We start from the raw sequence: 12443 nt of genomic DNA, 5'->3' as shown, positions 1-12443 counted from the left end.
TGGCCCGCATTCCGACCTGCCTCGCGATCTGAGCGGGCTCTTGCAGTTTTCGCAGGAAGTTGCCGAGGCCCGTTCAGCCGGTCGCCCGGTGGTGGCGCTGGAATCCACCATCATCACGCATGGCATGCCGTGGCCGCAGAACGTCGAGACCGCCCGGCAGGTGGAGGCCGACATCCGCGCGGCCGGGGCGGTCCCGGCCACGATCGCGGTGCTCGACGGCCGCATCCGCATCGGTCTCGACGACGCTGATCTGGAACGCCTCGGCCAGGCGACCGGCGTGATGAAATGCTCGCGCGCCGATCTGGCCATCGCCATTGCGACCGGGCGTCCCGGTTCCACCACGGTTGCGGCCACCATGATGGCGGCGCATGCCGCCGGCATCGCCGTTTTCGCCACCGGCGGCATCGGCGGCGTGCACAAGGGCGCGGAGACCAGCTTCGACATTTCCGCCGACCTCGACGAGCTGTCGCGGACGCCGGTCTGCGTCGTCTGCGCCGGCGCCAAGGCGCTCCTCGACATTCCCAAGACGCTGGAAGTGCTGGAGACGCGCGGCGTTCCGGTGGTCTCCTACGGGGTGGACGAGGTTCCCGCCTTCTGGTCGCGCCTGAGCGGGCTTGCCTCGCCCTACCGCCTCGACACCCCGGCCGAACTCGCCCGCCTGATCCGGGCCCGCCAGCTCTTCGGTGACCATGGCGGCGTGCTGGTGGCCAATCCGGTCCCTGCGGAGAGCGAGATCCCGCAGGCCGAGATGGCCGGCTACATCGACACGGCCATCGCCGAGGCCGAGCGCCGCGGCATTCGCGGCAAGGCCGTGACGCCCTTCGTGCTCGCGCTGATCTACGAGCTGACCGGTGGCCGCAGCCTTGTCACCAACATCGCGCTGGTGCGCAACAATGCCCGCCTCGCCGCAGCCATCGCCGTCGCGCTCGCAGCCTGAGACCGTGCCGCCCGGGCAGGCCTGACACCAGCGTCCCCCGGGCGGACGTCCCCACTGGCAGACGTCCCCTCTGGCAGACGTCCCCTCTGGCGGACGTCCCGGGATGGGCCTCGCCCCTTGCGCCCCGGCCTCACGCGCTGCTCCGTGTCCCCTGTCTCCTGCCTCTGCAGGCGCCCCGGACGAGCCCGGGGAGCAAGCTGCCGCAGTGTCACGTTCCGGTTACAGGGCAGACGGATATGATTGACATGTCCCGCCAAGGCGTTGACTTCACCGCGGGGGGCTGACCTACTCGTGTGCACTGCGCAAGGCCGGTGACGGTCGCTGTCGGCAGCAGACAAGGGACAAGGGCTGCAGGGCCGGGGCAAAGTCACCCGGACCCCTGACGGCGGCAAGGCGGGCACAGGCAGGGTCGCGCTCCGGGATACAGGTGCCCGGGACGGCGGCCGGCGGAGACGTGACCCGCCACAGGTGAACAAGGAGCGGCAAATGACCGAGACGACTGCGCTTTCTCCCCTCCAGTATCTGGACAAGGCCGTTGGCGCCCTGCGCGACATGGGGCTCATGCCGGAGACCCAGGCCGACGCCCCGATCAACGCCCTGCTGGAGCAGATCTCCGACCTGTCGCCGGACCGGATCGCCGTGATCACCCGGACCCTCGGCCAGTCCTCGACCTTCAACGAGGTCGTGCGCAACGAGATCCGTGCCATGAACATCGGCGAGCGCTACGAGGCGATCACCGAGGCGTTCAACTCCATCCGCGACGATGCCAAGGCCCTCGTCGATCAGCTGGCGGACGGCAAGCTGTCCTTCATGGAAAACCTGTCGAACAAGTGGCGTGACATGCGCCGCGGCACGATTTCCGACCGCTTCGACGACATCCGCAAGACCTACATCGAGGTCGCCCGCGACACCAAGGACCAGATCCAGCGCGAGCAGACGATCCTCAACGCCTACCGCGACTATCGCGGCGCGCTGAAGCAGGCGGAGGTGCTGGCGCTGGAGGTGCTCAACACCGCGACCGCCCGGCTCAATGACGCCAAGGTGGCCCTGGAGGCCGCGTCGGCCGAGGTTGCCGCCTATGCCGGCACCGATCCGGCAGCCAAGGCCCGGCTGGAGCTGGCGCGCGACGAGAAGATGCGCCTGATGCAGGACGAGGAGAAGCGCTACCAGGTCGCTAAGGACCTCTCCGACAACCTGACGATCGGCTACAACACCTCCGAGGTGATCATGGCCCGTCTGATGCAGACGACCAACGCCAAGGAGCGGGTCTACGCCCAGTCGGTGAGCTTCTTCTCCACCAACGAATCCGTGCTGACCGCGCTGAACGCCTCCTTCACCGGGCTGCAGGGCCTGCATGAATCGACCGAGACGCTCAACGCCATGAAGGATGGCGTCAACAAGAGCCTGGAAACCCTTGCAGAGATTGGCGGCGCCGTGCAGGAAGCCGCGCTGAAGGCCGGCTACGGCCCGACCGTGCAGGCCGCCTCCGTCAAGAAGCTGGTCGACAGCGTCATCTCGTTCCAGGAGAACTCGCGCACCATCATCAACGAGATGCGCGAGATGTCGACGAAGAACTCGGAAGAGATCCGCCTGGCAGTCGAGGACGGCAAGCGCCGCCTCGCGAAGCTGGCAGCGGAAGGGAATGCGCTGCGCTGACCCCGCCCCGGCCCCGCCCGGCTGAGGCCACGCGGGGCCGGATGTCTTGCGCATGTATTCCGCGGGCCCATATCTGGGCCGGAGGACAGTGATGGCCGAAACGGCAAGACCCGGGCAGGCGCCCCTTGATGACCTGATGATGGCGATGGACGTGGTCGACACGCTGCGCCATGACGATGCGCTGGTGCAGCGGGAGCTGGGCCGCGATCTGTCCGACGCCGCCCTGATCACCCGCCTGCGCGAGATCTATGCCTCCCAGGGCATTACCGTTCCGGATCACATCCTGGAACAGGGCGTGGCCGGGCTGAAGCAGGACCGCTTCGTCTACGCGCCGCCAGCGGCCGGGGTCTCCCGTCTGCTGGCCCTTGCCTACATCCGCAGGGGCCGGATCGCCCGGGTCGGCGGCATCGCGGTCGCCATCGTGGTTGCCGCCGTCGTCGGCTGGCAGACGCTGGTCGTGGCCCCGCGGGAGCGGGCGGCGGCTGCCCTGGCCCAGGAACTCTCGACGTTGCTTCCCGGCGACGTCGGCCGCCTGACCGCCGCCATCGCCGCGGTCTCGAACGACCCGCAGGCGCTCACCCAGTCGGCCACGCTGGCTGCCGACGCCAACCGGGCCATTGCAGCCCGCGACATCGCCGCAGCGCGCAAGGCCGTTGCCGATCTGGCCGCACTCGAGGCCGAGCTGAACAGCCGCTTCGAGGTGCGCATCGTGTCGCGGCCCGGCACGCCGACCGGTGTCACCCGCATCCCGGACGTCAACCGGTCGACGCGCAATTTCTATCTGGTTGTCGAGGCGATCGGTCCGGATGGCTCGCCGATCGAGCGGACCATTACCTCGGAAGAAGACCGCAAGGCAAAGACCGTCACCATGTGGGCCCAGCGCGTGCCGGAAGCCGTTTTCAACCGCGTCCGCGACGACAAGGCCAATGACGGCATCGTGCAGAACGCCCGGCTGGGCACCAAGCAGCGCGGCCGGCTTGCCATCGACTGGGCCATGAAGGTCGAGGACGGAGCGATCACGTCATGGTAGCCCCCGTTTCCGCCCTTGCTGCATCGCGCCGGCAGACCTGGTCCGGCTTCCGGCTTGCCACCCGTCTGGCCCCCAATCTGGCCTCCCGTCTGGCCACCAATCTGGCCCCAAGCAGGAGCTGCGTGACATGCTGAGTGGACGCCAGACCCTCGGATCCATCGACCAGGCGCTCGCGGACCTGCGCCGTGAAGAGGCCGAGCTGAACCACCGCGTCGAACGGGCCACGCGTTCGATCACCGACCTGCACGCCCAGCAGGGGGACGCGTTCCGCGCCCTCGCCCGGTTCCGGCTGGAGACCGGCAAGGCCGCCGACATCGACAGCCGGCTCGACGGCGCCTCCAGGGGCGCGCGCGACCTGCTGGAGGCCCGCTCCCGCGAGCTGGCCGCGCTGAACGAGAAGCTGCGCCAGCGCGAGGCGCGCCGGGCCGAACTGGAGCGGGACCGCAGCAAGCTTGCCGACGAGCGCGATGCGGCTGAGGACAGGCTCGAGGGCCTGTCCCAGAGTCTCGCGGCGCATCTTGACGCCGATGCCGCGTATCAGGCGCTGAAGACACGGGCCGAAGAGGCCCGGGCAACGGCCGAGGCCGCGCGGGCCAAGGCCGCGACAGCCGCCAGCGACCGGGCCGAAAAGGGCAAGGCCTATGAGGCTGACCCCTTGTTCCTCTACCTGTGGCAACGCGGCTTCGGCACCTCTGCCTATGCCTCGACGGGCCTCGTGCGCTCGCTCGATCGCTGGGTGGCCGGGCTGATCCGCTACGACGAGGCGCGTCCCAACTATGCGATGCTGACCGAGATCCCCGAGCGGCTGGCGACCCATGCCACGCGCGTGGAAGCGGAGGCAGGGGCGGCGGCGGAGGCGCTCGAGCAGGCCACCCGGCAGGCAGCAACGCGGCTTGCCGGCGAGGATCTCAACGCCCTGATCGACGCGCGCGTCGCTGGCATGACGCGGATCGACGCGGATCTGGAAACGCTTGAAGACGAGATCACGGCCCTCGGCGCCGAGCTGCAGCGCTACGCCAGCGGCGACGACGACACCTATCGCGCGGCCGAGGGCAAGCTTGCCGAGGCGCTGCGGGCCACCGACCTGACGGACCTGTTCCGCGCCGCGCTCGACACGCCCTCGCCGGAAGACGAGAAGATCGTCCGCCAGCTGCAGGATCTCGAGGCGCAGGCAGAGGATCTCGCCCGCGAGGTCCGCCAGGACCGGGAGCTGCTGCGCGACCTGTCCCGGCGCCGGGACGAGCTGACGAAGGTGGCGACCCAGTTCCGCCAGAACGGCTACGACGACTGGGATTCCACCTTCAAGGACGACAACCTGACCACGGTCCTGCTGGGCGAGCTGGTCAAGGGCGCGATCACCGGGGCCGACTACTGGGCCCGGGCCAAGCGCTCCCACAGCCGCAAGCCGTCCAGCCGCCGGCAGGGCGGGTTGCCAGGCGGGTTGCAGGGCGGGTTCGGCGGCGGGTCTGGTGGCGGGTCAGGTGGCGGCTGGGGCGGCGGTTTCGGAGGGGGCTCCGGCGGCGGCAACCGGTCCGGCGGCGACGGCTTCCGGACGGGCGAAACCTTCTGAGCGCCCGCGGGGGAACCGAAGGGGCGCTCACGGCATTGGGCGGTCGGGACGCGAAGGACGGCCAGCTGGGCCCCGCGTCGACACCGGGCCCCTTTGGCAGGCTCCGGAAGCAGGTGCCCGGACTGGCCGCGGAGTTGGCAGCGGAACGCGTGGATATGTCGAAGGGCGCATTTTCCTTTGCCAGCCGGCCCTGTATCACCGGGCTCGACCAATGTTTGCCCGCAGGGCCCGGCAGGACGCCGGCCCCCGGGCGTTAAGGCTTTCGTAACGACATTTTGGCCTGCTGTGGGTCTTCGACCAGCCGGGCACAACCTCTCGAGCACAAGGGATCTCCCATGCGCCAGCTTCTCGTCCTGCCGCTTCTTGCCGGCCTTGCCGCCTGCCAGTCGCCGCGCCCCGAGCCCGTTGCCCCTGTCGCGGTTCCCCAGCCGGCGCTGAATGTTCCGGCCGGCGCCCAGTCGCTCACCATTGGCGCGAGCCCGGAACAGGTCCGCGCCGCCCTCGTCGAAAGCGCGCAGCAGCGCGGCACGCCGGTGGTGCAGCAGGATGCCAACATGGTCGTGATCGAGCGCAAGATGACCGGCGCCAATCCGGCGCTTGATGCGGAATTCGGTCCCTCCGACAACGGCGACCGGATCATTCGCGTGCGCGTCCGCTTCACCGGCCAGCCCTGCAGCACGCTTGCGGTGCAGGACCTTGCCGTGGTCAACAATGCGCGCACCGCGCTCGAACAGAGCTTCGTCCTGCCGGGCAATGCCAACACCATGGAAAGCCTGAAGGGCCTCAAGACCCGCGCCGAACAGACCTCCGGCTGCCCGGCCGTGTGACCGCGCCGCTGGCGCGCAACAGCCGGCGGACCGGCGTCCGGAGAGGGAGCGGGTCTGCGCGCCTGCGGAAGCCCCGCCGTGACGATGAACCTTGCGGCCCTCCCGGGGCGTTCCACGCCTCGGGCATGATCGCGTCCACCGGGAAAACCGGCGGGGCGGAAACCGACCGGCCCCTCTCCCCTCCCCGGTGCCGCCGGATCATGTCATCCCACATCCCGGGATTCCGGATCACGTGATCGGGCGCGACTGACACAGGCCCGGCGGAGGGACGCGAGGACCGAGGGCGGTCCAACGCCCGCAGCCGATTGCCCCTCAGCTCGACAGCACGTCCTTCACGGTGGTGGCCAGCTGCTTCAGCGTGAAGGGCTTCGGCAGGAAGAAGAACTTCTCGTTCTCCGGCAGGTTTTCCTCGAAGGCATCCTCGGCATAGCCCGAGACGAAGATGATCTTGAGGTCCGGGCGCGTCTTGCGCAGCTCGACCAGCAGCGTCGGGCCATCCATTTCCGGCATGACCACATCGGACACCACCAGGTCGATGGTGCCGCCGGTTTCCTCCATCACCTCAAGCGCCTCGGTGCCGGAGGAGGCCTCGTGCACGGTGTAGCCGCGCGAGGCCAGGGCGCGGGCGGCAAAGGCCCGCACCGCCTCCTCGTCCTCGACGAGAAGAATGGTCGCCGACCCGGTGAGATCCTTGACCTTTTCCGGTTCCTCGACCGGCTTCTTCTCGACCACCGGCGCTTCCTTGGGGATGTGGCGCGGGAAGAAGATGCGGAAGGTGGTGCCGACACCAACTTCCGAGGTGCAGAAGATGTAGCCGCCGGTCTGCTTGACAATGCCGTAGACGGTCGACAGGCCGAGGCCCGTGCCCTTGCCCACCTCCTTGGTGGAGAAGAACGGCTCGAAGATCTTTTCCATGATCTCCGGCGTCATGCCGTGGCCGGTGTCGACCACCTCGATCATGGTGTATTCGCCCGGGGGCATGCCACGGGTGTTCTCGAAGCGGGTGGACTCCTGCTCGCTGACATTGCCGGTGCGGATGATGAGCTGCCCGCCTTCCGCCATGGCGTCGCGCGCATTCACCGCCAGGTTCATGATCACCTGTTCCAGCTGGTTCACGTCGGCCATGACCGGCCACAGGTCGCGGCCGTGCATCATCTTCAGCTCGATGGTCTCACCGAGCAGCCGGTCGAGCAGGACCGTCAGATCCGCAAGCACGTCATTGAGCGCCAGCTGCTGCGGCCGGAGCGTCTGGCGGCGCGAGAAGGCCAGCAGCTGGCGGACGAGACCCGCCGCACGGTTGGCGTTCTGCTTGATGTTCATGATGTCCTGGAAGGACGGATCGGTCGGCCGGTGGCTGGCAAGCAGCAGGTCCGAGAAGCCGATGATCGCCGTCAGGACGTTGTTGAAGTCATGCGCCACACCGCCGGCGAGCTGGCCGATGGCCTGCATCTTCTGGCTCTGCGCGAACTGCGCCTCCAGCGCGCGCTGCTGGGTCGTCTCCAGGGCATAGACAATGGCGACCTCGCCGTCGCCCGCCCCGTCCTGCACCGCCGAGACATAGAAGGTCGCTGACCGCCCGTCGGCCGCATTGGCGAGCGGCAGGTCGAGCGGGGCGATTTCGCCGATGCCCTTGGCAGCGGCCGACAGCGCCTTGCTCAGCTCCTCGCGGCCCTGCTCGCTGACGAAGCTTTGCAGCCGTGTGCCATCTCCGGCCGGACCGAACAGGCGCAGGAACGGCGCGTTGGTGCGCAGCACCCTGCCCTCGGCGTCGAGCGAGGCAATGGCAATGGGCGTGTTGTTGAAGAAACGGGCAAAGCGCACTTCCGCCGCGCGCAGTGCCTCGGCCACTTCCTCCCCGCGCGAGCGGTTCAGCACCAGCGTGCGGCTGTCGCCGGCGATCCCGTCGGCCCCGAAGGGCACCCGGTGAAGCAGCCGCGCCGGCAGGCCGCGGCCGTTGCGCGTCACAAGGTCGAGATCGAAGGTCTCGCTCTTCACCTCGCCGGCCTGGCCGCGCACGGAGCGGACCAGCTCGGCCCCGTCACCGCGAATGATGTCGGCGAGCGCGATGTCGCCGGCCTGGAACTGCGCAAGGTCGAAGCCCAGCCAGTCGGCCAGCGTGGCATTGAGATAGACCAGCTTGCCGCGGGCATCGCAGGAGAAGAAACCGGCCGGCGCATGGTCGAGGAAGTTGATGACGCGCTGCAGCTCCTGGAACGAGCTTTCCTGGTCGGTGCGGTCGCGCGTGATGTCGGCCAGCTGCCAGACGGTGAGCCGCCGGCCGGAGCCGCCGTCCTTGCGCGCCACGTTGAGCGGCCGCACCATGACGCGATACCAGCGTGCGCCGCCGTCGCTGCCATCCAGCGCATAGGGCAGCCGCACCTCTTCCTGGGCCCGCCGCCCCTCGCGCATGGCCTGCGACAGGCGGAAGATCACGTCTGCCGCATCCGGATCGGAGGAGAACACCCGCTCGACCGTGCGCACGTCGGCGGCCGTTTCGGCACCTGTCAGCTGCGCATAGGCCTGGTTGGCGTAGATGAGCCGGCCATCGGCGTCGGTGATCATCGCGCCCTCGTCGAGACTGTCGAGGAAGGCAGCGCCGAGCGGATTGGACGGCGCGCGCGGCGCAAAGCGCAGGAGACCGATGGCGCCGGCGAACAGCGAGAACACGCCGACAACGGCAAGGATGCCGAGCAGCGCCAGAACATAGGGTTCGGAGGCATCACGCCCCATCACCGCGAAGGCCGTCGCCGCGCCCACCAGGGCAAGCGCAAGCACAAGCAGGACGGCAATGTTGCCAGACCGCTCGCCCCGATCGACCACCGGCGCTGCCGGCTCCCCGTCCCGTTCGTTCATTCCAGTCCTTCTCCCTCCCGCTGAGCGGGATTCGGCGTGTGTGCCAGCATTCTGCGGGACGCCGCGAAATTCAACCGACGCAACACTAATTCGCGCGCCAACCCTTGGTTTTCCGCATCCGGTAAACGAAACCGATGACTTCCGCGACCGCCTTGTAGTGTTCTTCCGGAATGAACTGGTCGATTTCGACACTGGCATAAAGCGCGCGCGCCAGCGGCGGGTTCTCGATGACGGGCACGTTGGCGCCCTTCGCGACCTCGCGGATCTTCAGCGCGACGGCATCCGTGCCCTTGGCGACGCACTGCGGCGCCCCCATGCCCTCGTCGTATCTCAGAGCCACCGCATAGTGGGTCGGGTTGGTCACGACCACGGTCGCCTGCGGCACGGCGGCCATCATGCGACGGCGGCTGCGCTCCATGCGCAGCTGGCGGATCTTGCCCTTGATCTGCGGATCACCTTCGGTCTGCTTGTATTCCTCCTTGATCTCCCGCTGGCTCATCTTCTGCTTCTCGAACCACTTGCGCCGCTGCCAGACATAGTCGCCGGCTGCGATGATCGTCATCACGGCGAGGATGGCCCCCACGAGCTGCAGGATCAGCTGCTGGCTTTCCTGCAGCATCACGAGCACGTCGGCGAAGATGATCGTCTCGGCCCGGTCGCGCTGCGGCCACAGCACCGCGACCATGAGCGCCGAGACCACCACGATCTTGATCAGGCCCTTGGCGAAGTTGAGCAGGCTCTCGGAGGAAAACAGACGCTTGAAGCCGGACAGGGGCGAGATCTTCGACAGCTTCGGCTTGATCGTCTCGGACGTGAAGATCAGCGTGTGCTGGATCGCGTTGCCGGCCACGGCCATCAGGAACAGCAGGATGAACGGCACGCCCGTGATCGCGATCAGCGCGACGCCGGCATCCCACATCAGCTGCTTCAGCGCGAAACTGTCGGCAGGAATGCTGTCGGCGTGCTCCAGATACCACTTGAGATGCGCGCCGAGATCGCGTGTTGCCCCGGGCGCGAAGAAGGCGACCACCATCGCCGTTCCGGCCATGAGGAACCACGTCGACACTTCCTGCGACTTGGCCACATCCCCGCGCTCGATCGCCTCCATGAGGCGTTTTTGCGTGGGGTCCTCGGTTTTCTCGGTATCGTCACCTTCCTCGGCCATCGCGCCTCCTCAGCCCGCCGTGAACCGGCCAAGCTGCTCGGTGAAGTGACCGAGATACCAGTTCATGATCGTCCCGATCAGAACCAGCAGCAGCGCGATCCCGAAGGTGATGCTCACCGGAATCGAGATGAAGAAGATCTGCAGTTGCGGCATGAGCTTGTTGAGCAGCCCCAGGCCGAAATAGAAGACCAGACCCACGACGATGAACGGCGCGCTCATGCGCACCGCGATCGTGAAGATATGCGAGAACGTGTCCAGCGCGACCTTGGCGAAATCGCCGATCGGCACGATGTTGCCCGGCGGAAACAGCGTGAAGCTGTCATGCAGCGCCGCGATGACGAGAAAATGCGCGTCGGTGACAAAGACCAGCGTCACCGCGAGGATCGACAGGTAGTTGCCGATGAGCGCGCCCTGCTGGCCGGTGCTGACCATGTCGGCGCCCATCGCGAAGGCCAGGCCGATCTGGTTGGCCATGATCGTACCGGCGATCTGCAGCGTGGCGGTGATCATGCGCGCCGACAGGCCGATGGCGAACCCGATGATGAACTCGCCCGCCACATAGGTGCCGAGGCGCGGGATGTTCGAGGTCAGGTCCTGCGGATAGAACCGCGACACGACAGGGTAAAGGACCAGCGTGAGGCCGAGCGCGATCGTCAGGCGCATGCGCACCGGGATCGCCGATTCCCCCAGGGCCGGCAGCAGCATCACCATGGTGCCGAGCCTTGCGAACATCAGCATGAACATGGCGGCCACGTTGGGCAGGAAGGACAGCTCCAGCGTCACGCCCCGCCCTCCCTCAGCCGGTCAGCAGGATCAGCTCGCTGATCCGGTTCATGAAGGCGCTGAGCAGGCTGCCCATGAAGGGCATTGTCAGCACCATCGTTATGAAGATGGCGAGGATCTTCGGCACGAAGACGAGCGTCATTTCCTGGATCTGGGTCAGGGCCTGGAACAGGGCGATGACAAGGCCGACCAGCAGGCCGACGACCATGGTCGGCGCCGCCAGCAACACCAGGGTCCAGACGCCCTCGCGCGCCACGTCCATCACTTCAGGTCCGGTCATGCCTGTCGTCCTGCGCCAGAAAGCTGCTCCGGTTGCCGCTCAGATCGGCATCCGCATGATTTCCTCGTAGGCCGCGATCACCCGGTCGCGCACGGTGACCATGGTCTCCAGGGCCACTTCCGTCTCGGCGATCGCGGTCACCACGTCGACCACATCCGCCTTGCCCTGCACCAGGCCGAGGGCCATGTCGTTGGCCTTCTGGCCATTGTCCACGACGTTGTTGACGGCATCACGAACCATGCCGCCGAAGTCGGCGCCGGCAACAGGGTCGACCGCCGTCTCGGCGGCGACCGGCTGGGTCATGCGCGCCATGTTCTGGTAGGCATTGGCGGCAATCGAGGGAATGGACATGACTGTTCCTCCTCAGGACGCGGGGCACTCAGCCGCGCAGGATGTCGATGGTGCGCTGGAGCATCCGGCGGGTGGCTTCGATGACGTTCAGGTTGGCCTCGTAGGAGCGCTGCGCCTCGCGCATGTCGACGCTCTCCACCAGCGAGCTGACGTTCGGCATCCGCACGTTTCCTTCCGCGTCGGCGGCCGGATGGCCGGGCTCGTAGCGGGTCGGAAACTGCGACCGGTCCTCCTCGATGCGACCGAGCGCGACGATCTCCGCCTGCAGCTCGCGGTCGAACTCGTTCTTGAAGGTCGGGATCTTGCGCCGGTAGGGATCCTCGTCCGGGGTCCGGCCGACGGAATCGGCGTTGGCGATGTTTTCCGCGATCACGCGGATGCGCCCGTTCTGGGCCTTCAGGCCCGAGGCGGAAATGAAAAGCGACTTGACCAGATCCATGGCATGCCTCCCTTACGCCGTCTTGCCGAGGGCGGTGCGGATGAGCCCGATGCTCTTGGTGTAGAGGGTGGTCACGGCCTGGTAGTCCATCTGGTTGGCCGTCACCATCATCATCTGCTCTTCGAGCGACACGCTGTTTCCGTCGGGCGTGATCTCGAAGGTCTCGATGCGCGTTTCCCGGTTCGACGACGCCGACATGAAGCCCTGCAGGTGGCTGGCCTGCGTCCTGGCCGTCGAGAGCCCCTCGCTTCCGGTGCTCTCCAGCTTGTCGAGATCGAAGGCCTTCATGTCCTTCGCCCGGTAACCGGGGGTGTCCGCATTGGCGACGTTTTCAGACAGGACGCTCTGGCGCGACTGGTGCCAGTGCATCTTTGACTTCAGCGCCCGGAACATGGAGAGGTCCGACAAGGCCATGCGAGTCACCATTTGTTAACGGATTAGGCAAGTGTTGCCGGTCAAATCGTTAACGAATGGTTAATCGACTGCATATTGCATTTTCCAACATCCGCCGCATTTCAGTGGAAATCATGGATTTCTGCGGCAAATTCGACC

General features: G+C 67.2%; 12 protein-coding genes. 5 read left to right on the top strand and 7 right to left on the bottom strand.

The features are described 5' to 3' along the window. Nucleotides 1–40 precede the first annotated feature (40 nt). The 5 genes from GWI72_RS02800 (at nucleotide 41) to GWI72_RS02780 (ending at nucleotide 6020) form a co-directional block, all read left to right on the top strand. Nucleotides 41–937, top strand: a complete 897-nt coding sequence (locus tag GWI72_RS02800) for a pseudouridine-5'-phosphate glycosidase (RefSeq protein ID WP_348272787.1) — start codon at nucleotides 41–43, stop codon at nucleotides 935–937. 486 nt (nucleotides 938–1423) lie between these two features. Continuing rightward, nucleotides 1424–2593, top strand: a complete 1170-nt coding sequence (locus GWI72_RS02795) for a cell surface protein (protein WP_161675554.1) — start codon at nucleotides 1424–1426, stop codon at nucleotides 2591–2593. A gap of 91 nt (nucleotides 2594–2684) precedes the next feature. Further along, nucleotides 2685–3623 carry a DUF6384 family protein gene (locus GWI72_RS02790; RefSeq protein WP_161707809.1) on the top strand — a complete coding sequence of 313 codons (939 nt, stop codon included), beginning with the start codon at nucleotides 2685–2687 and terminating at the stop codon, nucleotides 3621–3623. A gap of 127 nt (nucleotides 3624–3750) precedes the next feature. Continuing rightward, the gene (locus GWI72_RS02785; RefSeq protein ID WP_161707808.1) at nucleotides 3751–5193 is read left to right on the top strand and encodes a coiled-coil domain-containing protein; all 1443 of its coding nucleotides are present in this window, start codon (nucleotides 3751–3753) and stop codon (nucleotides 5191–5193) included. 335 nt (nucleotides 5194–5528) lie between these two features. Beyond that, nucleotides 5529–6020 carry a hypothetical protein gene (locus tag GWI72_RS02780; protein ID WP_161675552.1) on the top strand — a complete coding sequence of 164 codons (492 nt, stop codon included), beginning with the start codon at nucleotides 5529–5531 and terminating at the stop codon, nucleotides 6018–6020. Between the two features lie 312 nt (nucleotides 6021–6332). Here GWI72_RS02780 and cckA read toward each other — a convergent pair whose 3' ends face one another. From cckA to flgB, 7 genes are all read right to left on the bottom strand, one after another. After that, on the bottom strand, nucleotides 6333–8873 hold the full coding sequence (gene cckA, locus GWI72_RS02775) for a cell cycle histidine kinase CckA (RefSeq protein ID WP_161675551.1): 2541 nt from the start codon (nucleotides 8871–8873) through the stop codon (nucleotides 6333–6335). Nucleotides 8874–8958: 85 nt separating this feature from the next. After that, nucleotides 8959–10038: a flagellar biosynthesis protein FlhB gene (gene flhB, locus GWI72_RS02770; protein WP_161675549.1), complete on the bottom strand. Its 1080-nt coding sequence runs from the start codon at nucleotides 10036–10038 to the stop codon at nucleotides 8959–8961. 9 nt (nucleotides 10039–10047) lie between these two features. Next, nucleotides 10048–10821 carry a flagellar biosynthetic protein FliR gene (fliR, locus tag GWI72_RS02765; protein WP_161675547.1) on the bottom strand — a complete coding sequence of 258 codons (774 nt, stop codon included), beginning with the start codon at nucleotides 10819–10821 and terminating at the stop codon, nucleotides 10048–10050. A 13-nt stretch (nucleotides 10822–10834) separates the two neighbouring features. Beyond that, the gene (gene fliQ, locus GWI72_RS02760; protein ID WP_161675545.1) at nucleotides 10835–11101 is read right to left on the bottom strand and encodes a flagellar biosynthesis protein FliQ; all 267 of its coding nucleotides are present in this window, start codon (nucleotides 11099–11101) and stop codon (nucleotides 10835–10837) included. Nucleotides 11102–11140: 39 nt separating this feature from the next. Then, a complete protein-coding gene (locus GWI72_RS02755; RefSeq protein WP_161675543.1) occupies nucleotides 11141–11452 on the bottom strand; it encodes a flagellar hook-basal body complex protein FliE in 312 nt (103 codons plus the stop codon). 28 nt (nucleotides 11453–11480) lie between these two features. Continuing rightward, nucleotides 11481–11891, bottom strand: coding sequence for a flagellar basal body rod protein FlgC (flgC, locus tag GWI72_RS02750; protein ID WP_161675541.1), 411 nt, complete (start codon nucleotides 11889–11891; stop codon nucleotides 11481–11483). Nucleotides 11892–11903: 12 nt separating this feature from the next. Further along, entirely contained in the window at nucleotides 11904–12305 is a 402-nt protein-coding gene (gene flgB / locus GWI72_RS02745) for a flagellar basal body rod protein FlgB (protein WP_161675539.1), read from the bottom strand. Between the last annotated feature and the right edge of the window lie 138 nt (nucleotides 12306–12443).

The organism is Pannonibacter sp. XCT-53, assembly GCF_009915765.1.
Classification (GTDB): domain Bacteria; phylum Pseudomonadota; class Alphaproteobacteria; order Rhizobiales; family Stappiaceae; genus Pannonibacter; species Pannonibacter tanglangensis.
The sequence above is the reverse complement of the archived record's forward strand: the minus strand, read 5'-3'. Positions and strand labels throughout refer to the sequence as shown.